Below are 20,774 nucleotides of genomic sequence, written 5' to 3' on the forward strand. Positions count from 1 at the left end.
AAAACACCCCCGACCAGATCATGGTCGGGGGTGTTCGTGCAATTAGCGTGCAATTAGGCCACCGGGACCAGCGCCCCCGCCGGACCGTCGTCGTCCTCGTCGTCCGTGGCGTCCTGCGCGTGAACCGCCTTGATCCGCTCGTGGATGGCCGCTGCGATGGCCTGCCCTGCCGTGGCGGTCTCGTGCTGGTAGATCATGGCCGCGCGCGGTGAGTCCTGCCCCATCCGTGCCATGAGGTCACGCAGGCTCGCACCGCTACCGGCCGCGAGGGTGTTGCCCGTGTGCCGCAGGTCGTGGAAGTGCAGTTCAGGAACGCCGACAGCTTCGACGGCCCGTGCCCAGCGGGAGCCGCGACGGAAGTTCGCGCGCCGGTAGACCTTTCCCTTGGGGGTCGTGAAGACCAGGGCATCGAGTTCTGGACCGGTGAAGCGGTCCAGGTGATCGAGGATTGCCGGAAGGATCGCGCGGGGGAAGGACACGGTGCGGACGCCAGCACGGGACTTCGGCGGACCAAGCTCCAACGCCGAATTATCGAGTTCGATGTATTGCCGGGTGATGCGCACCGTGCAGGCTGTTGTGTCGACGTCGCACCGCCGTAGGGCGATTGCCTCTCCCCAGCGGATGCTAGTGAAAGCGACGAGCAGGATCAGCGCCCGGTACCGGTCGTCGTGCTCATCCTGAACTTTCCCGGCGAGAAGTAGCTTCCAGAGTTCGCGTTCAGCCGCGTCCCGGTCGGGAAAGGTGCTTGGCATTGCACACCGGGCACCGTTAACGCCGGTGTAGTGCACGCGGTATTCCCCGGATGGCGTTTGGCGGATGTTGGCGACCGGTCGAGAGCCGACCAGATCGGAGAGCTGGTAGACCTGACCGAGCGTTAGCGTCGGCCGCTCGGCGGGGTTCTCGTCTCCCGCTCCTTTGATCCGGCACGGGTTGCGCCGAATGATCTCGTCCTCGTTCACGGCCGTCATGAACACCGCGCGCAGCAGCCGGTACGCCTTGGCCGCAACGGATTCCGAGACACCCTCAGCGAGGAGCGCGACACGCCAGCTTCGGATCATGCTGCTACGCACGTCACCCACCGAGATCTCCCCGAAGTGCGGCGCGATGTGCAGCCGCAGGAGCCGCCGGTACAGCTCCACCGTGCGAGGACGCAGCTTCGGGCGCTCATTGATCCACGTCTCGATGTATGCGACGAGCTTGACCTTGGCCAGCTCCGGGTCGATCCAATCCCCCTGGAGCATCTGCGCCTCAATCAGCGTGAGCCACTGTTCGGCGTCGCTCTTCCGGACGAACGTCTCTGGGGCATAGTGACGCTTCCCGGTCGGGCCGAGATAACTCGCCTGATAGCGCCCAGAAGGCAACTTGCGGATCAGTCCGAAACGCCGATGACCCTTCTTGTTACCTCTCGCCATTACGCCACCCTCCGAACGGTCGAGACGGTGAGGGGTTCGACGAGACCCTTCGCGATGAATTCGCGTGCGGCGGATTCGGGGATGCGGACGAAGCGTCCGAGCTTGACGAAGCGGATGCGTCGTTCGGCCACGAGCCGCCGGGGGAAGCGTTCGGAGGTGTTGAACACCACGGCCGCTTCGGCGATGGTGAGCAGCCGTTCCCCAGCCGCAGACGACGGAGACGACGGCGTTTGTGTGTGCTTGGTGGTCACGCTGCCTCCTTGGTTGCCGAGAGTTCTGGGGTGGCCTGTGCGAGCTGTTCGCGTCGCTTGACGCGTTCGTTGATCAGCAGCAGTAGGCGGTGTTCGAGTGATCGGACGTCGGGGTCTGCGGGTCCGGCGCGTTCCCAGGCGTAGCCGGGTCCGGTGTCGGTGTTGGTTGCCGAAATCCCGGCCTCGGCGAGGCGGGCGAGGACCCAGGCTTTGCGGTCGGCTTTGTGGTCGGCGAGGGTCTTGCCGGACCACTTGCGGGAGACCAGGACGCGCCGTCCGCCGTAGCCGAGGTGTTCGCGCTTGTGTGCTTTGCCTTTGCAGAACCCCGGCACCAGGCCCGAGCGGGGGTTCTTGGGCTGGACGCCGTAGCGGAGCCAGTTCGCACAGGTCGGGGAGCACGGCTCGTAGCGGAGGGCGTCGGCGAGGCGTTCGACGTGGGCTTTCTGCCGGTCGGTTTCGGGTTCGTGGCAGTCGGCGACGCTCTTGACCAGGTATTTGGTCAGGTAGCCGATGCAGCGCCGCGCGTCGGGGGTGTCGGCAAGGACGCCCTGTGCGTCGATCTGGCGTCCGAAGCGGACGACGTGCAGGGGTTCGGCGTTGTCGTCTTCGCCAATGGCGTCCAGGGCCTCGTCCCAGGTGGGCAGGGCCGCGCCGGTGTCGGGGTCGAGGTATCCGCCCTGCCCGTCGTCGCCCGCCGCGTCGTCCCAGGCCGGGAGCCGGTCGTTGGGGTAGACGACCCGATCAGTTGAGGGCCACCACACCTGGTGATATGTGGCCGCGACGACCTGACGCAGTTCGCGGCGGGAGATGGTTCCGCGTATGGCCATGTGCAGGTGGGGGGCGAGTCGGCGTTGGGGTTCGACGGCGGCGAAGTACTGGACGTCGTAGCCGACGAACCGGCGGAGGTTCTGAACGAACCGGTCGATCAGCTTGCCGAAGTGGATCGCATCGCGTGCGGCCCGCCGGTAGTCGTACCCGTCCGGATCGACCGGGGTCCCGTCTGAGTGGACGCGCCCGTAGGTGTCGAGGGTGAGGGTGAGGAAGATCGACGGCCGGAAGGTCTTCCCGCCGGGTGCGGTGAAGGTCTTGCCGACCGTGCGGGCATCGACGGGACGGCGGGGAAGGTCGGGGGCGTCCTGACGCCGCCGCGTGGATCGGGTACGTCGGGCGGGTTGGTCGCCGGTTTTGAGGGTGCCTCGGACTCCGGCGCGTTCGATCTCGACGTCGAGTTCGGCCAGCAGCCCATCCCAGAACCCGACCGGTTCCCCGTGTGCGGTTCCTTCGGCTTCGGCCCGGTCGCGTTCGGCCTGTGCGTGGGCGCGCAGTTCCATCAGGTTGCGCTGTTGCTCGGCCGGGTCCTCGCGGACGATCTCCGGTTCGGTGTCCAGGTGCCAGCCCTGGGAGCACTGGACGGCGCGGAGCTTGCGCTTGCGCTCAGCGCACGGAGGGCAGACCGAGGCGAGGGTGTGCCCGCACGGGACGTAGACCACCTCGGACGCTCCGGTGTGCAGGTCCACGCGCCGCATGGGCACGGGGCGGATGCACACGCCGTGTTCGAGGGCGACGGCCTTCACCAGGTCCCGCGCCAGCGGAGGCAGCACCTTCACTCGCCCGGTCTGCTCGGCCGGTTCGGCGGAGGCGTCGGGGACGTCCGGGGCGTCGAGGGTGGGTTGTGTGTGCTTCATCGGGCGTCACCTCCCGTCGTCTCGTGCTGGTTGATCAGGCGGAGTTCGGACAGACGGCCGTCGGCGAGCAGCACCAGGACGACGGCGTTGCAGGACTGGCAGGTCACCCGGTCGCCGTCCCGGTCGGGCCGGTAGGCCAGCCACGAGGGGTTCAGCCGGTTGCAGGCGGGGCAGCGCAACGGGTCCAGCCAGTGCCGAGGGGCGCTCACGCGGCAGCTCCGGGACCGAACGTGCCGTCGTCCTGGTCGTCGTCTCGTTCGTCGTTGGCCAGGGCGTAGGCGACCATGGCGCGGATGTCGTCGTCGGAGACGTAGGCGGCCCGGACGCGAACCGGGTCGGGGACGGTTTCGAGCCGGACGTAGCCGACGCCCGCGCCGATCTCCGGGACGGTCGAGATCTGGTCGGCGTACGCGCCCCGGTCCCGCGCGCCGTCCCCAAGGATCATGTCCACCTGGTCGGATTCGTCGAGGCGCAGCGCCATCCGGTCGGGGAACAGGTTCCGCAGGTTGTTGACCTCTTTGCGTGCGTCCTGCTGCGCGCCCAGCACTCCGTAGCCGACCGACCGTCCCTGTGAGGCCAGCACCGCCAACGCCGATTCTGCGCGCTTGCGCAGGTCGCGTTCTGGGCAGTAGGCGGTCAGGAACGCCAGCTCATCCACGATGATCAGCCGGAACGGGTGCCGCGTGCTAGGGGTGAATGATCGGACAGCCCCGCCGAACTCGGCCGCGCGGGCGTTCATGTCCTCGGCCGCCGCTTCCAGCAGCTTGACCATCCCGCCCTTCGGGTCATCGGAGTACCGGCCGTACCGCTCGAACAGCGCCCGCCCAAAGCTCAGTTCCATGCGCTTGGGATCGATGGCCCAGACCTCGACCAGCCCGACGAGCATCAGCGGGAGCAGCGCCCGCACCACCGACCAGATCACCGACCCCTTGCCCGAGCCGGTCGCGCCCGCGACCAGGACGTGAGTCCCCTGGACCCGCAGCCGCCACGGAGAACCGTCCTCACACCGCCCGATCTCCAGCCCGCACAGATCCACGGCGGACGCGGCGGGGAGCGGCAGCGCGGAAATCGGGGTGGCCAGGACGTCTTTACGGACGAACTCCAGCCAGACGCGCCCCGGTCGGCCACCGTGCCGGACCCGCACCAGGGAGGAGCCGAAGCCGTGCGCGAGGTTGGCCGTGACGTTCTCCCAGGCATCGGGGGCTTGCCCTTTGAGCATCTGGACGAGCACGCGATCCGACGCCGAGTCGCAGCGGACGCGCTTGATCGACGGCAGGTACTCGCGGCCCTTGTGGGTTCGGGACAGGCCCGCTGTGACGATCACCGGTTGCCAGTCGCGCCGGTAGATCCGGAAGTACCGCCACTTGGCGCGCGCCGGGTAACCGACCCAGTGGAGGAACGAGGGACGATCGGTGTACGCCCAGACGCCGAGACCGGCTCCGGCGAGCAGCACCAGGACGACGGGCAGGGCCCAGCCGTACCGGTAGGCCAGCCACCCCAGACCCGCGAGGACAGACAGCGGGAGGGCGTTGCGGATGGTGAAGACGGTCAGGCGGACCAGGAAGCGGACCAGGTTGACCAGCAGCACCAGGCCCTCGGGCATGTGCCAGACGGGCGGCGCCCACTTGGGGCCCGCGAACGGGTCGGTGGAGGCTTCGACCGCGACGTTCTCGCCAGGACCGAGCTTGCGGAACTCCCATGCCATGATGAGGTCACCCCTTCGGGTTTCGTGGACTTTGCGCAGGTAGAGGAAGCGGACGAGGGGGAAGGGGCGGCGGGAAGGTTGCAGCTTCACGCCGCCCCGCCCTCACCTCGCGCGAAATCGCGGATTCAGGTGACCCGGGTCCACTCGCCCGGGATCGACGGCCACCGCAGCAGCACCGGCACCACCAGCACCGGACGGGCATCGACCTTCGCGGCCAACTCGGCGGACTCGGCCGACTGAGCAGCCAGCGCACACGGCTCGCAGGAGACCCGGCCGCAGTGACGGCCCATGCTGTGACACCACCGCACCGCCCGCCGCGTCTCCAGCCACTCACCCAGCAGCGCCAACCCACCCATCACGCCCAGCGCCATCAGCACCAGGCCCAGCAGGACCAGGCCGCTCACGCCGCACGCTCCGAACCATCCGCGCCGGACCGGTCGGCGGTGTGCTGGGCGTGGAGCTGTTCGACCTTGGCCGCGTAGGCGGTGAACGCCTCGGCCAACTCCCGCGCCGTGGCCACGTCGGCGTCAGTGACCGCCTCTTGCGAGGGCGGGCAGATCGTGACGTGGGCCGACTCCATCGACAGGGAGACCTGAGCGGCGCGCGAGGTGCAGTCCAGCACCGTCAGCGTTTCACCGCCGTACAGGGTGATCCCGATGTCGGGAGCCTTGCCCGGCTTCATCGTGATCGTGGTGTAGGAGGACTCGCCCATCAGGCCGCCCGCCCCTTCCGCGCCGATCGCGCCGTGAGGGAGTTCCGCCCGCTGGCCTTGTAGGCCCGCTCGACTTCGGTCGCGTAGGCGTGTGCCTGCTCGGCCAGGGTCCGGGCGAACTCGACGTCTTCCGGCCGCAGCCGCTCCGGGAGCGTGAGCGTCACCAGGACTCGGCCCGCGATGATCGAGAACAGCGGGGTACGGGCCCGGAAGGTCCGGAACTCACTGGTGGCCCCGGCGTCCACCGGGAGCGTCATGGCGCTCATGCGCCCCTTGCCCGCCCCCATCAGGCCGCGTCCTTGGTCGCCGCCGCCGGACGGGACTTCACGCCACCGGGCGCACCGGCCGGAGCCCGCACCCCACGCGCCCGCCACGAGTAGGCGATCCGAGGACGCTTCCCCGAGTCGTCCACATACGGCGTGACCGTCAGCCCCTCGAACTCACACGGACGGAACGGGCCCATCACCGGCTCGGGCACCACCGGGCAGACCTCGGCGGAAATCTTCACCCTGATCGCGCTGTTCCTGTGGTTGGCCTCGGGGTCGGCGTCGTACACGTCCACCACCCAGACCCGCAGACCGTTCTCCTTGTCGATCTCCTGCCGCTTGGTCTCGAAGTTCTCCAGCGGCTCAGCCGCCGCCGTGGCGAACACCCCGTGGGGGAACACCTCTCCGAAGTTCACCGGGATCCGTCCCAGAACCGCCATGCGCCATCTCCCTTGTCCGCTTGACCTCTTGTCCGGTCAAGCTGATACCTAGAGAATACGCCGTTCACTCGTCCGGACAAGTGAATAAGCATGTGACGTGAGTCACATTCGCTGGACGGGCTAGTCCGGCACGCTGTAGCGGTCCTCCAGATCGTGAAGATGGCCAGGTAGCAGCACCTCAACCCCGAACCGGGAGGCGTCGGCCGCGTCTCGCACAGAGGCAGTCAGTGCGAGCACCGCATCGTTGGGCTTGAGGTCGAGCAACTCGGCCTCATCAGGTCGAGGAAGACGCGCGGTGAGCTGTTCCACGATGTGATCAATGCGCAGGCCCTTGACCGTGCGCAGATGCTCCCGGATGCCCGCCGCGATCGGCTGGTCAGAGTCCAGGTCCGTCCCGTAGGTGAGCGCAGGCGGGAACCAGCACGTCACCAGCTCTGAGGGAATGCCATCCACCACGTTGACCCAGCGCCGCCGGATCATCTGCTCACTCCGGTCCACGCCCATCAGCGCAGCCACACCAGGTGAAACTTCGGCCAGGCCGACGACGACCGGACGCGCCGTCTCCGGCTGCTCCAGCACCGCCAGGCCGGGACGGCTGGATTCTTCCCGTGTGACCGGACGGCCGCGCACGAACGAGCCCCGCCCGTGCTCACGGGTGATCCAACCGTCTTTCTTCAGCAGCTCCAGCGCCCGGACCACCGTGGTACGGCCGACCGCGAACTCACGCACCAACTGAGACTCAGACGGCAGAGCCGCCCCCGGCGTGTACTCGCCATCTTCGATACGACGGCGCAGCTCCAGCACCACGCGCGCATACTTCGGAGGCTCGAATTCCAAACTCGACATGTTGACCACCTGACGGTTCTGCCACTTGAGCGATCGACCGCTCTACCGGCAGCTTATCCACAGGCCAAGCGCAGGTCACGCCCACCAACACGCCGAGGTAGCCAACGCGCCCACTTCCTCACGGTCGGTGCGGCTGTCGCCTCAGTCGCCCCGTGCCGCGCTGGATGCCTGACAGCGGTACGTCTTCGAGGGGGATGCGGATGAGGGCGGTAACCCCGTCGTGGTCGGACAGGCGGCGGGTGCCGTCGGTGGCGGTGATCACGGTGTGTTCGAGGACTTCGACGGCGTTGATGTTGGTGTGGATACGGTCGGCGCGGTGAGCCACGGTCGGTTTGAGGCTGTAGCCGACGGTGGGGGTCAGGTCCCCGGCCAACTCGCCCAGGTCGGTGAACCCGGCATCGGCGATGATCTGAGCGGGCGTGGCGTCGAGTTTGCGTTCAACTCGTCCGCTGGTGACGTCATCGACGTTCGGCAGGTCCCGTTCAGCCAGGGCACGGGCGTTGTAGTCCCCGGCCGCGATCACCGGGACCTTCCCCATCAGGTTGAACATCTCAGCTTCCAGCGCGCGAGCGCGGGGGCTGGACGGGGCGAGGTGCACCCCGCACAGGTCCACCCGGCGTGGTGTGCCGATGCCCGCGCCCAGGTCGGCCTCCACTCGCAGCAGCGCGTGAAACCACGGCCCGACCCCGGTTTCGTGCCGCTCTTGCACCACGCGCAGCTTCGGGGACTCACGGACCAGCACCGCCAGGTCACAGCCGTAGCGGAGCGCGGGCACCAGGTACCGGCCGCCGGGCATGTCCAGGTGCCGCGCGACCTGGTGGAGCCGCTTGGAGCCCCACCGGCCCCACTTGCATTCCTGGAGGAACACCACGTCATGCGGACCGGTCGCGGTGAGCTTGGCAAGGATGCCGCGAAGGCGCGAGTCGTCCCCAGCGCCGGTGTCGGTGCCGCCATCAATGCCGCCGTTGTTCAGGTTCCAGGTGCTGACGCGCAAGGTCACCGGATCACTCATCAGGCGTGCCCTTCCCGGCCGAAGGGGCGGTTAGGGCGCTGACTGCGCTGTCTGGCGGAATCTGGGCCAAAGCGTCTTTGGCGTGGCCGAGGAGCATGTGAGCGCCCCCGATGGTGTCGCCGCATGAGGCCAGGTTCACCATGGCCTGATCCAGGGCGTACACCCTCGCGCGGACCCGGCCCGCGCCCTGGTCGTCCCACAGGTCACCCGTCGCGACGGTGGCCTGATAGGTGGAATGCAGCCCATCACCCACGGCCCCGAGCACCGCCAACAGTTGGTCCATGGCGTCAAACAGCCACTCCAACAGGTCCCCGGTCTCCTCCAGCGACAGCGGCACCGACAGCGCCGCGCGCAGCAGCGCCATAGTTTCGGCCAGCGTTTCGGCCAGCGCCAACGTCGCAGTACTTGACCCGTTCGCAGACGCCTCGCGAGTGCTGGTCGTCTCGTCCACCTGGACCTCAACCCGAGCGCCGGACAGCCCTTCGCGCTCCGGTGTCTTGCGCTTGCGCAGCCCGTGGGCCCTTGCGCGGCCAAGGCCAGCCGTCCGCCTGAACAATCGCATCACGCAACTCCCGAGGACTCATCGCTTCCACCAGCCGAAGCCCGCCACCCACACGGACCAACGCCCACCACGTTCGCGTCGCCGTGCCATACCAAGCCGCCTCCACCCGCCCGCCGAACTCCTCCCGAATCGACCGCGTGAGCGGTTCGGCGTCCAGGCCCTCCGGAAGCTGCACCCGACCAGCGCCGGAACCGGTCGGTCGTCCCGCGGCTTCACCCCCCGAAGCCTCGCGACCAGGAGCACGCCCCCCAAGGGCACCAGCGACCCCACCCAGCACCCGGCCGCAGGAGTCCCGAAGCACATCGCGGGGGAACTCACGGGCGGACTCGCCCGGCATCACGACACCGACGCATCGGTGAACGGCACCGCCAACACCCGCGCGATAGCCTCAGCCGCCCGCACCGGTTCAGCCACCGGACACAACGCCTCCAGCTCCACCGAGGGAGCCACCAAGGCCGAGCCGTCCGTGTCGCCACCGACAGGACGCGGGAGCGACCAGGCCCACCACCACCACAACTCGCGGTCCGGCCCGTTCGGACGACACCACACCTCTTGGTTCAGGCCCGGCGAAACAGCCGCGCCGACCAGGTCGTCAGGAGCAGGCTCACCAGCAGGGTTCCGCGCGAAGACCGCACCATGACCACGCACCTTCGCGACCAGGCCCCGCGCCGCCAACTCCACCACCAGCGCACGCGCCGCCGGAGCCCACACCGACGCCTCATCCTCAGTCAAAGGACGCTCACCCACCGCCTACCCCCTTCCACCGTTGGAAGCGGGACCGGTGACGCTCCCTGTGTGCCCAGCGCACAACGCCACCGGCCCCGCAGCTCATCAGGCCGCCCGAGACGAGGACTCAGGCGAGCACCAGGAGCAAGGCCGCCGTTCAGGCTTCGGGCCTACACCTCGGACCGAGTTCCGGATCAGGACCAGGCGACGCACGGAAACCAACTTCCATCCCCGCCCATGGCACTCGGCGCACTCGCGCACCCTGTCCGTCATGAACGCTCAGCCTCCACGCTGGTTTGATCACCGTGTGATGTGGTGACCCATCGTGAAGGGCCGACTCCTCAGATCCGATGTCCTGGGGACATGCCTCCGGGATATCGTCGGCGTGTGAGTGATCGCCAACCCTGGACCAATCCGCGTCTACGCGCCGCGTGGGCTCGACAGGATTGGGCCGCGATCTTCTGCGAGTACCGGCGAGTAGCAGGGATCAGCCAGCGAGAGCTGGAACCACTCGTTGGCATGGATCAGCCGTACATTTCCAAGGTCGAGCGCGGGATCAAAAAGATCACCTCGGCTGAGGTGATCGACCGGATAACCCGGGGGTTGAACGTGCCGGAAGAGTTGGGAGGCGTTCCCGCGCGGGAACAGGATCTCTCGGACTGGTTGCCGCCGCCCGAGCTGCGCGAGCGGATCGCGCACGCACATTCGACCGGCCGCGCAGACGTGCGTGTGGCAGATTGGATTGGTGAGGTTCTCGCCAGCCACCGTCGCGCCGAGGACCAGGTAGGCGGCCGCGAACTCTGGCCGGTGGTGCGGAGCCAGCTCGACAGCGTGACTCGCCTCATCCCGGATGCTTCGGGGGCAACCGCCGACAAGCTTCTATCGCTCGCAGCCGAACACGCACACTGGCTCTCTTGGGTCGCTGCCCAAGAGAATCGGCCAGGAGTTGCCTTGAGCTGGCTCGACCTAGCGCAAGGGTGGGCGAGCGAAGCAGGAGCCTACGACCTCACCTCGTGGGTTACCCGAGTCCGATCGCACTACGTGCTGACCCACAAGGACCCCCTTCGAGCACTCCGCATCGCGGAAGGCGCTCGCGTGGCTCCACCGGGCCGAGGGCTGTCACCCGCAGCGGAGGCAATCGCGGCGCACACCGAGGGAATGGCCGCCGCCGCAGCAGGCGAACGTGACCGGGCACGACGACTGAGCGATGAGGCGTACCAGCTCGCGCTACGCGTCCCCGACCCCGGAGAACGGCCCGGCTGGTTGTACTGGCTTGACCCAGTGCGCGCCCAACTCCAACGGGCGGACATGGCCTATGCGGTCCGGGACTGGAGCGATGCAGCCGCCCTGTACGCAGCGAGCCTTGGCGATCTAGAAGGCTTTCCACGCGATCACGCGTATTACTCGGACCGCTACCAGGACGCCCGAAGCCGTATCTAGACCTTCAGTCGCCGACGATGGCCGCGTCGGTCAGGATGGCGTGTTCGCCCGCGTGCTCACGCACCGCCTCGCGCATCAACTCAAGGATCTTCTGTTCGTCCTCACCAGTCCGGGCAAGACCATCGGTCGGAAGCTCGACCTCGAAGGACGGATCAGGCCGGGTATCCATCCCCAACATGGCATCCGTGCCGCCATCCCAGTACGACAGCTTCCACTTCTCCACGATGCTCCAAACAGCTAGCGGGCCTGTGCCATCGCAGCCTACCGACGCCCACCCACACACCGAGTGCGCGCGTTCGCGGTGATGAGTTGCCCGCAGGGGCTTGCCGAATTTAGCCGTTTGAGATCAAGGGCGGCGGCGCTCGCGCCGTTGGCGCGGCCCGCCGCCAGCGCGGCCGGAGCGTGCGGCGTGGGCGCCGGTCACCGGCCCCGCGCGCCCGGCCGCGCATCGGCGACGCCCGCGCCCTACCGCCCGGCGAGCGGCAGTCACCGGGGCGCGCCGCCGCCCATCCCGCATTGTCGCCGGAGACGGCCGGGTGCGGGAGGCAGCGACAGTTCGTAGACGTACGCCGGGGGCGTCCTGGAGGCGGTCGCGGGTAGGTGGGGCTCCCTTCCGGTCCGTCGTCAGCGGGACGTAGCCCTACCAGGCGGGGAGGACGCCGGTCCAGATCGTTCGTCCGTGGGGCGCTCCATCTGGACCGGCGTCCTCCCCGCCCGGTTGCCCTGCGGGCGCAGACGACGGACCGGAAGGGAGCCCCACCATGTACCTCAACCTCAGCCCCGAAGCGCACACCGCCGCCTTGGCCGTCTACGAACTGTCGCTGCCTCCCGCGCAGCGCGAGTTCTCCCGTGACACCGACGACGCCCTGATGGTCGAGGTGGTCACCGAGCTGGTAGCGCGCATCCCCGAGGAGGCCGAGCGCGTGAAGGTGCTGGACTACTGGGCCAGCCTCACCGGGTGAGGAACCGGCCGGGGCCGCCGTGGTCGTGGCGGTTCCGGCCACCGGGAACGGGTTGGGCGAGTTCGAACCAGGGGGCTGCGCCGCCCCCTGGACCCCCGCGAACCAGAGCACTCATTCGCGCGCTTCTGTCTGGCACGGGGTTCTCGCCGTTCGCGCGAATGAGCACTCTGGGCCGGTCGCTGCGTCTGTGACGACGAGTTGCCGGTTTGGCGACGAGGGCCAGGCCCTCACGGACGTTACGCGTCCTGCCAGTTCAGGGCACTAATTACGGTGCGATGGCGAAGGTTGGCGATGGTGAAGGGAAGTTGTTCGGCATGTGGAAGGAGCTGCAACGGGCAAAGGAGCCTTGGCACCGTGATCTAGACCAGCAGCGCCGGGGGCGGGCAGACAAGGCAGCGAGGCGAGAAGCTTGGGCAGGCGCGGAGGCGTGCACTGGGTTGCACGAGGGCCCCGCGTTGTCGCAGGCCAGCACGGCGAGGGGCGTGCAATTAGCGTGCAATTAGGAGGGGTGAACAGGGGGCAGTGGAGGGCAGTTGTGGACCATGGGTCGCCCAGGTCAGAGGGCTGATGTGGGTTAATCACGCAGATTTGCAAGCCGGGTGTCAGGGGTTCGAATCCCCTAGGCTCCACGCCTAAGAAAGCCCAGGTCAGGATTGTTTTCCTGACCTGGGCTCTCGTTTTTCAGGGCCGCTTCTTGCGCGCCCGTGCCCGCTGCGCGCCCGAAGCGCCTCTCGCCCTTGCGGTCGGCGTTGGCCATCTCGCTCAACGTGTCTGTGATCTCCCGGTGCCGCCCATCCGTCGCATGGAGGTAGCTCGGGCCGCCCGCTCGCCTGTGCCGGGCCGCGCATCATGCGCCGTCCGCCGGTCCGTCGCCAACAGGCCGCCACGGGGTCGTGCCGCCGCCCGCGCCACTGCCAGAATCTCGCCATGCCCGGAGACCCCGCTCGTTACGCCGATGGCCAGAACATGGGATGGCAGCTCATTTCCTTCAGTACCGGCGACGAGCAGGGCTGCACTACCTGCCCCATCAGCCGGGAGCAGTTCATCAGGGTGCGCGGCCTCTTCGACTACGGCGACGACGAGTGGTTCACGTACTCGTATCCGGTCACGCCCGAACACTGGCCGCACCTCGTCGGGATACTGGGCTGCCCACCTTTCGAACCTGACAGGTCCTACTTCATCGAGGGGTACGCCACAGACCTGTAGTCGCGTGCCTCGGCTGGACGTGCGGGCTCCCCAGAGGATCGCGAGCCGTCGAGGATGGCAGCGGGTCCGGGTGACGAAGGGAGAGCGCCCCCGGCCGGAGGCGTCGGGCGGGGGCGGTCTCGCGAGGGAGCGGGGCGCTGCGGCGGCCGACGGGATGGTTGGCCGGCGCGGCGCGGTGAGACGGGATCAGGCGTGCATGGTCTTCTTGATCCACTTGGCGAAGGCGGGGGCGCTGCTGTAGAGGCCCGGGCCCTGCGAGCAGGAGAGGCCCGGGGCACCGGGGCCCGAGGTCACGCCGATGAGTTCCCAGCGGCCGTTCCGGGCCCGCTGGATCTGCGGGCCGCCGGAGTCTCCGTTGCAGGCCATGGCGTGGGGCACCCGGCTGACCGTGCAGAGCCTGGTCTGGTCGGCGTAGCCCGGGGCGCACTCGGCGGCCGATCCCCGGCGGGCGTCGAGCTGCTGCAGCCGCTCGGCGAAGACCCACTTGGCGGGGTCGGGGCTCTCCACGACCGTGCCGAAGCCGAGCAGCCGGGTGGGGGTGCCGGGAGGTCCGGGCTGGTTGGCGATGCGGATGGGCTTCTCGCTGACGGGACGGTCCAGGCGGAGCAGCGCGACGTCGTTGGAGTTGGGTCGGTTCTGCTCGGGGTCACCGCTCTTGTAGCCCGGGTGGACGATCGTGCGAGTGATGGTGCGGACGGTGCCTCCGGACTTGTACCGCTGGCTGCCGATCCGGACGGTGCCGTCCGCTCGCGTCTCCACGACGCAGTGCGCGGCGGTGAGCACCCACTGGCGGTCGATCAGGGAACCCCCGCAGACTCCCTTGAACTGGATCTCGTCGGCCGCCACCGGGATCGACGCCATGAACGGGTACGGCTCCGTGGCGTCCTTGCCGTTGATGATCGCGTTGGCGCTGCCGGCCGTCACGGTCAGACCGGCCGCGCCGGCGGCCAGGACGAGGACGGCGGCGCGCTTCGCGTGGCGGCGCGCGGATTGGGGAGCGAACACAGGAGGTTCCTTTTCTGGTCGGATTTCCGGACACCTCCAGCCTGGTCGTCGGAGAGGCGCCGGGACATCCGGGCAGCAGGCGTTCGCATGGTGTAGCCAGCCCCCAGACGCGGCGCGCGTGATGACGGCAGATATCGAAGGACAATGAGCGGATCCGAGCGGAGCGGGAACTTTCGGGGCGGGGCGGCAGTTGTCCCGAGTACGTCCAGTGGATCATGGAAATGGGTCTTCGGCTGGATGGTTTGTTGATCCCCGCCGATACCGCGGAGCGGGATTTCTGCTGTGTGGGTTGCAAGGCCGGGGATTCGGATTGGCCATGAGGTCGCGTTCGCGAAAAGGTCGCTGATTCGGGGGCGCTTTCGACGGGCGGACGGGTCGAGTAGGCGAATGCCGCGAACCGCCTCCTAACGGCCGCTCCCGGTGTCCGCAACCGGAATCGGCGGATGCGGGACAGCCGTTCGCGGCCATCGAACACGGCTGCGCCGACCGCCGCGGCGACGGCTTGACGCGTCCGGCAGGGACGGGCGGTCGGCGGCCGGTGACCTGGTGCTCCAGGGGTGGACGGGCGGCGATGCGGCCCCGTCACGACGGCCCCGCACGCCCCAGTCCGTTTTGTCGCTTTTGTTCATGAAACTGCCTGTCAGGCAGGGCGTACGCGTGTCCGCGAAGCGTGTCGAACAGGCTGACAACACCCCCGTCTTGCGGACACGTGATCATCCCCGGAAGTGTTGGCACCACTTGAGCACGCCCCCCGCCGCAGACCCCAGGAGAACCGATGAAGCTGCCTAAATACGCCGCTGCCGCCACGGCGGCCGTCGTGCTCACCTCGCTGGCAGGGGTGACCGCGGTGTCGGCCGCGCAGGGGAACACCGCGCACCGGGCCGCTCCGGAGTCCAACGCCTCGGCCCTCCCCGGCGTGAACATGGAAGCGCTCGTCAAGGCCGCGCAGATCGACCCGCGCCGGGCCGACAACAAGCTGACCCCGGGCGCCAAGGCCAGCGTGCTGCTGGTCGAGAAGGCCCTCGCCGACAAGCACCTGCTCGACAAGAAGTGGGTGGACGGCTACTTCGGCACGACGACGACCGCGGCCTACACCAAGTTCCAGAAGTCCCTCGGATACAAGGGGCTCAGCGCCAACGGCCTGCCGGGCAAGTCCTCGCTCGCCAAGCTCGGCGCCGGCCGGTTCACCGTGAACCACGTCATCGTGCCGGGTCCGAAGGTGAAGTTCGGCACCAAGTACTACGTGAACACCCGCACGCAGAAGATGCTGCTGCAGGCGCAGAAGACGCTGCACCGCAAGCTCGTCCTTGACCAGGGTTCCTACAACCCGGGCGGCGACCCGACGTCCGTCGGGACCCACGACGGCGGCGGGGTCGTCGACATCAACGTCAAGGGCATGAACGCCGCCACCCGCACCGCCGTCGCCAAGGCGCTGCGCCAGGTCGGATTCGCCGCCTGGGTCCGCAGCCCGAGCCAGGGCAACTGGCCGTGGCACATTCACGCGACCGCCATTAACGACACCGACCTTTCCGTTCAGGCCCAGCACCAGATCGGTGACTACTACCTCGGTCAGAACGGGCTCGCCAACCGTGGCAAGGACGACGGTCCGAAGGTGACCATCCGCACGTGGGAGGAGTACCTCCGGACTCGCTGACCCCGGAGGAATGCCCTCGGCCTTCGCTGACCCGTCCGCATCCCAAGCCCCCGCCAGTATCAAGGAGAACAGTCCATGAGAATGCTCACCAAGGTCCTCACGACGGCGACCGCCGCTGCTGCGATCGGCGGTGCGGTTGTCGCCACCACTGCTTCTTCCGCTGACGCGGCGGGGCGCAACGGGAAGTGCGAGACCGGCGAGTTCTGCCTCTATTACAACAGCAACCAGAAGGGCTCCCTGTCGGACTTCACCGGCTCGGTCGCCGACTACGGTGCGAAGCAGCCGGGCTGCTACGACTTCAAGAGCGCCGGCGCGGGCAAGGGCAAGTGCGTCAAGAACGCCACCGCCTCCGTCTGGAACCGCAGCAGCAAGACCGTGCGGGTCTACTTCAACAGCAACTACGGCGGCCGGTACCAGGACTTCAAGGCGGGGGCGAAGGGCAACCTGAACTCCACCCTGAAGAACCAGAACGCCTCGCACCAGTTCTCGCCGAGCAACCGCGTGAACATGTCGTACGCGCTGTACAAGACCAGCGGCGGCCGCATCACCTGCGGCTTCGACAAGTACACCACCACGCCCGGACGCCACGAGGGCACCGACATCGCGCGCCGCATCGGCTCCAAGGTCTACGCGCTGACCCCGGGCAAGGTCATCTACATCGCCCGCGGCTACAACGGCCGGTCCGGCCTGTCCACGATCTCCGTCTACAACGCCTCGACGAAGAAGACGGTCATCTACCTGCACTCCGCCCCGTCGTCCTCGCTGCGCGTCGGCCAGACGATCTCCAAGGGCCAGTACATCGCGACCGAGGCGTGGCACGGCGTGTCCTCCTCCGGCGGTGCGCACACCCACGTCGAGATGCGCCTCGGCTACCAGAAGCTGGCCGCCAAGAGCGTCAGCGACCCCCGCCTGGACAACCCGAACCCGGTCTCGTTCTGGGTCTCCCAGGGCTACAACTACCGCTGATCGCCGCGACGGCTGACGGACGATAAGGACGATCGTGACCAAACGGAAGATGGTGGCGCGGGTCACCGCGGCGACCGCGGCGATGACGCTCGGCGGGACGGTGCTCGCGACGACCACGGGTGTGGCGGAGGCCGCCGGCCGTAACGGCAAGTGCGACACCGGCGAGTTCTGCCTCTACTACAACAGCGGCCAGAAGGGCTCGCTGTCGGACTTCACCGGGTCGGTGGCCGACTACGGCGCGAAGCAGCCGGGCTGCTACGACTTCAAGAGCGCCGGCGCCGGCAAGGGCGTCTGCGTCAAGAACCACGCGGCCTCGGTGTGGAACCGCACGGGCAAGACCGTGCGGGTCTACTTCAACAGCAACTACGGCGGCAAGTACCAGGACTTCAAGGCCGGGACCAAGGGCAACCTGAACTCCAGCCTGAAGAACCAGAACGCGTCGCACAAGATCGGCCCGTCCAGCACGCCGCCGCCCACCGGCTGCAAGACCGACGGGACGAACACCAAGGAGCCCTCGACCATCCTCGTGTACCGCACGCGGACGGGCCGGGTGGAGCGGGTCAACTTCAAGTACTACGTGAAGAACGTCCTGCCCAAGGAGTGGATGCCGAGCTGGAAGTCGGAGTCGCTCAAGGCCGGGGCCATGGCCGTCAAGAGCTACGCCTGGTGGTGGGCGCTGCACTCGACGCGCAAGATCAACGGCCACTGCTTCGACGTCTACGACAACACCAACAGCCAGGTGTACGTCCCGGGCTCCGCCACGGCGCGCACCAACGCCGCGGTGGACGCGACGTGGGGTCACCGGATGACCCGCAGCGGCAAGATCTTCATGGCGCAGTACTGCTCCACGACGACCGCCTGCGGCGCCTGGAAGACCGGCGACTGGATGTCGCAGTACGGCTCCCGTGACAAGGCGAACGCCGGCTGGAGCTACACGCGGATCCTGAAGTACTACTACCGCGGAATCGCCATCGCCTAGTCGGGGAGATGGTCTGACCTCTGGTTCCCCGCCGTGCTCCCACGGCGGGGAACCATTGGTCGTTGGTCGTTGGTCGGTGGGCTCGGACGCCGAGCAGAAAAGGACGTGCCCGCGGTGTTCGGTGCCCGGGCGGTCAGTGCTCGCGGACGACGAGCTGGAAGTTGACCGGTCGGTTGCCGGTGAAGGCGACCCGTCCGTCACTGTCCAGCATCTTGAAGCGCACGTAGCAGAAGGCAGGTTTCTTGGGTGTGGTGACCTCGACCCGGATGTCGACGGTGTCGCCGGGGCGCGTGTACTTGATGGGCACGCGGTTCTTGGTGCGGCAGTCGTCGGCCGTCTGCGGGAGGTCGAGGCGGCGCAGCGAGTACCCGCGCCAGTACAGCGCGCCGGTGTTCCGGATGCGCCACACCTTGATGACGGTCTGGCCGGGGCCCACCACGGTGCAGTCGCGGAGCGTGACGTCGTCGACGAACGCCGCCGCGTCTCCCTTGTGCAGCGGCGGCGCCCACGCCGGCTGGCTGGGCTTCACCGGGCAGCCGGCCGCGACGGCCGCCGAGGACGAACGGTCGGACGGGCTTTGAACCGGAGCATGGGACTTGGGATCGCCGTCGCCCATGGTCATCACGTAGACGACCGCTCCCACACCGGCGGCGGCGATGACCGCCGCGGCCAGGTGGATCGGCCGGATCCGCTTGCGCGGTCGCGATGGAGCGCCGACCTGCTGGATGCCGCCCTCGAACCCGGCGTGCGGGTGCGGCGGCAGCGGTTGCTGAGGCGGACCGCCGCCAGGCGGATGCGGTAGCGGTAGCGGAGCCATCGTTCCCGAAGGCATGGTCCCCGACGGAGTGCCGGGCGACTGCGCAGGGACGGGCGCGGATGCCGTGGCCGGATGCGACGGCTGCGGCACGGCAGGGATGGACGCCGACGCGTCGGCAGGCGGCTGTCCGGGCGCGGACGTCTGGGGCGAGGCGGTACCGGGCGGCCTCGGCGGCGCGGTTGCGGACGCCGCAGGATCTCCGCCGGACGACCCGACGGTCACCGGGAACGACTGCGCTTCCGAGGTGTCGCCGACCGGAGCGCCGCCGACCGGAGCGCCGACCTCGTCGGCCGGACGCGGGGGCGGGGTGCTCGCGCCCCTGACCACGAGGTTCGCCTGTTCCCAGCGCTCGCGGTACGCCTCCGGGTCCCCGCCGCAGGCCTTGACGAATTCGGCGGTGGTGCCCCAGCTCGGGAGGCGGTTGCCCTTCGTAGCCTCGTGAAGCGTGGTGTGCGAGATCGCCCCCGACCGTCCGGACATCTCCCGGAATGACGGATTGCCGACCGAGGTTCGGAGTTCCCGCAGGACCTCCGCGAAGCCCTCGATCGCCTCCGCGCGTGCACGCATCTCGTCCACCGGCCGAAGTTAGCAGCGCTCTTGGTAATCACTCAAGGCGTAACCCGTGTTGCGGACGACCCGTCAAAACACAAGTGTCCTAGACGCTACGTCCCCTGCCGGGTTCGCGCCGTCACCACCCCGGCCCGGTCGGCGGACGGCCGGTCCGCGGCAGCGGCGCGAAGGTGATCGGATATGCGCTGATCAGCGCGGTTCGACTTCGCGATGGCCCGCGTCGGGGTGGCCGGAACGGCGGTGCCGCCGCCGTCCCGGAGTGGCACGGTTGAAGAGCCGGAGTGCCTAACGGACAGCCCTCGTCCTCGCCTTTTGTGTCGTAGCGAACATCACTGAGAGTGATGGGCGTCGCACGCGCCCGACCATGCCGGGCCGCCACCGTTCGGCGGGGCCCCGCGTGCCGTGTTCAGGCGGTGTCAGGAGCGGAGGTAGGTGAGGACGGCCAGGACACGGCGGTGGTCGTCGGCGTCCGGGGGCAGGTCGAGCTTGGCCAGCATGCCGTTGATGTGCTTGCCGACGGCGGCGGCCGAGACCGTGAGCGCCTGCGCGATCGCGGCGTTGGAGCGGCCCTGCGCCATGAGGGCCAGCACCTCGCGCTCACGGGGGGTGAGGCGCTCCAGGGGGTCGCGGCGGCGGGCCAGCAGGTGCCGGACCACCTCGGGGTCGATGACCGTGCCGCCGTCCGCGACCTGGCGCACGGCGTCGGCGAAGTCGGTGACGTCGATGATCCGGTCCTTCAGCAGGTAGCCGACCGCGCGGGCCTCGGTGGAGTCGAGCAGCGCGCCCGCCGAGGCCGTCTCGATGTACTGGCTGAGGACGAGCACGGGCAGTCCGGGGTCGCGTTCGCGCAGGTCGATGGCGGCGCGCAGGCCGTCGTCGGTCAGGGTCGGCGGCATCCGGACGTCGGTGACGACGAGGTCCGGCCGGTGCGCCTCGACCGCGGCGGTGAGGGACGGCGCGTCCGCGACGGCCCCGACGACCTCGTGTCCGAACCGGGTGAGGACGGCGGTCAGGCCGTCCCGCATCAGGGCCCCGTCCTCGGCGAGGACGACGCGGAGGGAACGGGCTTCGGACACGGCATCTCCACTCTCAGCAGGGTCGGGCCTCCGGACGGGCTGGTCAGCGCGAGGGCGCCGCCGACGACCGCGAGCCGGTCGGACAGCCCGGTCAGGCCGCTGCCGGCGGCCGGGTCGGCGCCGCCCGCGCCATCATCGCCGATCTCCAGCACCAGGGCGTCGCCGTGGTGCGCGCCGGTGATCCACGCGCGCTCCGCGCCGCTGTGCCGGGCGATGTTGGCCAGCGCCTCGCAGACGACGAAGTAGCCGGTGGCCTCCAGGGCGGCGGGCAGCCGGCCGGGGATGTCCCAGGTGAGGTCGACGGGAACGGGACAGCGGTCGGCCGCGTCCTGGACGGCCGCGCCCAGCCCGTGCTGGGTCAGGACCTGCGGGTGGATGCCGTGGATCAGCTCGCGCAGTTCGGTCAGCGCCTTGCGGGACTCGCGGTGGGCGCGCGCGACGTGGTCGGCGGCGGGTCCGGGCGGCAGGTCGAGCAGGGCCAG

At 68.8% G+C, this 20,774-nt stretch carries 24 protein-coding genes; 6 read left to right on the forward strand and 18 right to left on the reverse strand.

Going from position 1 to position 20,774, the window contains the following annotated elements:
- Positions 1 to 53: 53 nt before the first annotated feature.
- From AB0J52_RS00615 to AB0J52_RS00675, 13 genes are all read right to left on the reverse strand, one after another.
- A complete protein-coding gene (locus tag AB0J52_RS00615; protein WP_500179418.1) occupies positions 54 to 1,412 on the reverse strand; it encodes a tyrosine-type recombinase/integrase in 1,359 nt (452 codons plus the stop codon).
- Entirely contained in the window at positions 1,412 to 1,663 is a 252-nt protein-coding gene (locus AB0J52_RS00620; RefSeq protein ID WP_500179419.1) for an excisionase family DNA-binding protein, read from the reverse strand. The genes AB0J52_RS00615 and AB0J52_RS00620 overlap by 1 nt, the downstream gene beginning before the upstream one ends.
- On the reverse strand, positions 1,660 to 3,348 hold the full coding sequence (locus tag AB0J52_RS00625; protein ID WP_500179420.1) for a replication initiator: 1,689 nt from the start codon (positions 3,346 to 3,348) through the stop codon (positions 1,660 to 1,662). Before AB0J52_RS00625 ends, AB0J52_RS00620 begins: the two co-directional genes overlap by 4 nt.
- Entirely contained in the window at positions 3,345 to 3,557 is a 213-nt protein-coding gene (locus AB0J52_RS00630; RefSeq protein ID WP_500179421.1) for a hypothetical protein, read from the reverse strand. Before AB0J52_RS00630 ends, AB0J52_RS00625 begins: the two co-directional genes overlap by 4 nt.
- Positions 3,554 to 5,143 (reverse strand): FtsK/SpoIIIE domain-containing protein, encoded by a 1,590-nt coding sequence (locus AB0J52_RS00635; protein WP_500179422.1) that lies wholly within the window; start codon positions 5,141 to 5,143, stop codon positions 3,554 to 3,556. Before AB0J52_RS00635 ends, AB0J52_RS00630 begins: the two co-directional genes overlap by 4 nt.
- Before the next feature lie 35 nt (positions 5,144 to 5,178).
- The gene (locus AB0J52_RS00640; RefSeq protein ID WP_500179423.1) at positions 5,179 to 5,457 is read right to left on the reverse strand and encodes a hypothetical protein; all 279 of its coding nucleotides are present in this window, start codon (positions 5,455 to 5,457) and stop codon (positions 5,179 to 5,181) included.
- Positions 5,454 to 5,765 carry a hypothetical protein gene (locus AB0J52_RS00645; RefSeq protein WP_500179424.1) on the reverse strand — a complete coding sequence of 104 codons (312 nt, stop codon included), beginning with the start codon at positions 5,763 to 5,765 and terminating at the stop codon, positions 5,454 to 5,456. The genes AB0J52_RS00640 and AB0J52_RS00645 overlap by 4 nt, the downstream gene beginning before the upstream one ends.
- Entirely contained in the window at positions 5,765 to 6,031 is a 267-nt protein-coding gene (locus AB0J52_RS00650; RefSeq protein WP_500179425.1) for a hypothetical protein, read from the reverse strand. The genes AB0J52_RS00645 and AB0J52_RS00650 overlap by 1 nt, the downstream gene beginning before the upstream one ends.
- A gap of 20 nt (positions 6,032 to 6,051) precedes the next feature.
- Entirely contained in the window at positions 6,052 to 6,471 is a 420-nt protein-coding gene (locus AB0J52_RS00655) for a plasmid replication, integration and excision activator (protein WP_500179426.1), read from the reverse strand.
- A gap of 120 nt (positions 6,472 to 6,591) precedes the next feature.
- Complete coding sequence (locus AB0J52_RS00660; protein ID WP_500179427.1) at positions 6,592 to 7,317, reverse strand: GntR family transcriptional regulator; 726 nt, start codon at positions 7,315 to 7,317, stop codon at positions 6,592 to 6,594.
- A 118-nt stretch (positions 7,318 to 7,435) separates the two neighbouring features.
- Positions 7,436 to 8,329, reverse strand: coding sequence for an endonuclease/exonuclease/phosphatase family protein (locus AB0J52_RS00665; protein WP_500179428.1), 894 nt, complete (start codon positions 8,327 to 8,329; stop codon positions 7,436 to 7,438).
- Positions 8,322 to 8,780 (reverse strand): hypothetical protein, encoded by a 459-nt coding sequence (locus tag AB0J52_RS00670; RefSeq protein WP_500179429.1) that lies wholly within the window; start codon positions 8,778 to 8,780, stop codon positions 8,322 to 8,324. Before AB0J52_RS00670 ends, AB0J52_RS00665 begins: the two co-directional genes overlap by 8 nt.
- A gap of 447 nt (positions 8,781 to 9,227) precedes the next feature.
- A complete protein-coding gene (locus AB0J52_RS00675) occupies positions 9,228 to 9,638 on the reverse strand; it encodes a hypothetical protein (RefSeq protein ID WP_500179430.1) in 411 nt (136 codons plus the stop codon).
- A gap of 342 nt (positions 9,639 to 9,980) precedes the next feature.
- Here AB0J52_RS00675 and AB0J52_RS00680 point away from each other — a divergent pair, with 342 nt between their 5' ends.
- On the forward strand, positions 9,981 to 11,057 hold the full coding sequence (locus tag AB0J52_RS00680; RefSeq protein WP_500179431.1) for a helix-turn-helix domain-containing protein: 1,077 nt from the start codon (positions 9,981 to 9,983) through the stop codon (positions 11,055 to 11,057).
- Between the two features lie 4 nt (positions 11,058 to 11,061).
- Here the strand turns inward: AB0J52_RS00680 and AB0J52_RS00685 are convergent, their stop codons facing one another.
- A complete protein-coding gene (locus tag AB0J52_RS00685; RefSeq protein WP_500179432.1) occupies positions 11,062 to 11,280 on the reverse strand; it encodes a hypothetical protein in 219 nt (72 codons plus the stop codon).
- 538 nt (positions 11,281 to 11,818) lie between these two features.
- Here AB0J52_RS00685 and AB0J52_RS00690 point away from each other — a divergent pair.
- Together AB0J52_RS00690 and AB0J52_RS00695 are read left to right on the forward strand one after the other, a co-directional pair.
- Positions 11,819 to 12,019 (forward strand): hypothetical protein, encoded by a 201-nt coding sequence (locus AB0J52_RS00690; protein WP_500179433.1) that lies wholly within the window; start codon positions 11,819 to 11,821, stop codon positions 12,017 to 12,019.
- Positions 12,020 to 12,946: 927 nt separating this feature from the next.
- Complete coding sequence (locus AB0J52_RS00695) at positions 12,947 to 13,225, forward strand: hypothetical protein (protein ID WP_500179434.1); 279 nt, start codon at positions 12,947 to 12,949, stop codon at positions 13,223 to 13,225.
- A 186-nt stretch (positions 13,226 to 13,411) separates the two neighbouring features.
- On the opposite strand, the gene AB0J52_RS00700 is transcribed toward AB0J52_RS00695, so the two are convergent.
- A complete protein-coding gene (locus AB0J52_RS00700; protein WP_500179435.1) occupies positions 13,412 to 14,230 on the reverse strand; it encodes a S1 family peptidase in 819 nt (272 codons plus the stop codon).
- Positions 14,231 to 15,005: 775 nt separating this feature from the next.
- On the opposite strand from AB0J52_RS00700, the gene AB0J52_RS00705 reads away from it, so the two are divergent.
- The 3 genes from AB0J52_RS00705 (at position 15,006) to AB0J52_RS00715 (ending at position 17,829) form a co-directional block, all read left to right on the forward strand.
- Positions 15,006 to 15,884, forward strand: a complete 879-nt coding sequence (locus AB0J52_RS00705) for a peptidoglycan-binding domain-containing protein (RefSeq protein ID WP_500179436.1) — start codon at positions 15,006 to 15,008, stop codon at positions 15,882 to 15,884.
- A gap of 75 nt (positions 15,885 to 15,959) precedes the next feature.
- Entirely contained in the window at positions 15,960 to 16,850 is an 891-nt protein-coding gene (locus AB0J52_RS00710; RefSeq protein WP_500179437.1) for a peptidase inhibitor family I36 protein, read from the forward strand.
- 34 nt (positions 16,851 to 16,884) lie between these two features.
- The gene (locus AB0J52_RS00715; RefSeq protein ID WP_500179438.1) at positions 16,885 to 17,829 is read left to right on the forward strand and encodes a SpoIID/LytB domain-containing protein; all 945 of its coding nucleotides are present in this window, start codon (positions 16,885 to 16,887) and stop codon (positions 17,827 to 17,829) included.
- A 133-nt stretch (positions 17,830 to 17,962) separates the two neighbouring features.
- Here the strand turns inward: AB0J52_RS00715 and AB0J52_RS00720 are convergent, their stop codons facing one another.
- From AB0J52_RS00720 to AB0J52_RS00730, 3 genes are all read right to left on the reverse strand, one after another.
- Positions 17,963 to 19,213 (reverse strand): NBR1-Ig-like domain-containing protein, encoded by a 1,251-nt coding sequence (locus AB0J52_RS00720; protein WP_500179442.1) that lies wholly within the window; start codon positions 19,211 to 19,213, stop codon positions 17,963 to 17,965.
- 419 nt (positions 19,214 to 19,632) lie between these two features.
- A complete protein-coding gene (locus tag AB0J52_RS00725) occupies positions 19,633 to 20,241 on the reverse strand; it encodes a response regulator (protein ID WP_500179443.1) in 609 nt (202 codons plus the stop codon).
- Positions 20,241 to 20,774 (reverse strand): sensor histidine kinase (locus tag AB0J52_RS00730; RefSeq protein ID WP_500179439.1); only part of this gene is annotated, 534 nt, incomplete at its 5' end. The genes AB0J52_RS00725 and AB0J52_RS00730, both read right to left, overlap by 1 nt.

Origin of the sequence: Spirillospora sp. NPDC049652, from assembly GCF_040675125.1 — a bacterium.
Classification (GTDB): Bacteria; Actinomycetota; Actinomycetes; order Streptosporangiales; family Streptosporangiaceae; genus Spirillospora.

Excerpts from the sequence above, each read along its gene's own strand:
- AB0J52_RS00655 (WP_500179426.1), bottom strand. The coding sequence starts at position 6,471 with ATGGCGGTTCTGGGACGGATCCCGGTGAACTTCGGAGAGGTGTTCCCC.
- AB0J52_RS00705 (WP_500179436.1), top strand. The coding sequence starts at position 15,006 with ATGAAGCTGCCTAAATACGCCGCTGCCGCCACGGCGGCCGTCGTGCTC.
- AB0J52_RS00625 (WP_500179420.1), bottom strand. The coding sequence starts at position 3,348 with ATGAAGCACACACAACCCACCCTCGACGCCCCGGACGTCCCCGACGCC.
- AB0J52_RS00725 (WP_500179443.1), bottom strand. The coding sequence starts at position 20,241 with ATGCGGGACGGCCTGACCGCCGTCCTCACCCGGTTCGGACACGAGGTC.
- AB0J52_RS00680 (WP_500179431.1), top strand. The coding sequence starts at position 9,981 with ATGCCTCCGGGATATCGTCGGCGTGTGAGTGATCGCCAACCCTGGACC.
- AB0J52_RS00710 (WP_500179437.1), top strand. The coding sequence starts at position 15,960 with ATGAGAATGCTCACCAAGGTCCTCACGACGGCGACCGCCGCTGCTGCG.
- AB0J52_RS00660 (WP_500179427.1), bottom strand. The coding sequence starts at position 7,317 with ATGTCGAGTTTGGAATTCGAGCCTCCGAAGTATGCGCGCGTGGTGCTG.
- AB0J52_RS00645 (WP_500179424.1), bottom strand. The coding sequence starts at position 5,765 with ATGGGCGAGTCCTCCTACACCACGATCACGATGAAGCCGGGCAAGGCT.
- AB0J52_RS00650 (WP_500179425.1), bottom strand. The coding sequence starts at position 6,031 with ATGAGCGCCATGACGCTCCCGGTGGACGCCGGGGCCACCAGTGAGTTC.
- AB0J52_RS00665 (WP_500179428.1), bottom strand. The coding sequence starts at position 8,329 with ATGAGTGATCCGGTGACCTTGCGCGTCAGCACCTGGAACCTGAACAAC.
- AB0J52_RS00690 (WP_500179433.1), top strand. The coding sequence starts at position 11,819 with ATGTACCTCAACCTCAGCCCCGAAGCGCACACCGCCGCCTTGGCCGTC.
- AB0J52_RS00720 (WP_500179442.1), bottom strand. The coding sequence starts at position 19,213 with ATGCGTGCACGCGCGGAGGCGATCGAGGGCTTCGCGGAGGTCCTGCGG.
- AB0J52_RS00695 (WP_500179434.1), top strand. The coding sequence starts at position 12,947 with ATGCCCGGAGACCCCGCTCGTTACGCCGATGGCCAGAACATGGGATGG.
- AB0J52_RS00615 (WP_500179418.1), bottom strand. The coding sequence starts at position 1,412 with ATGGCGAGAGGTAACAAGAAGGGTCATCGGCGTTTCGGACTGATCCGC.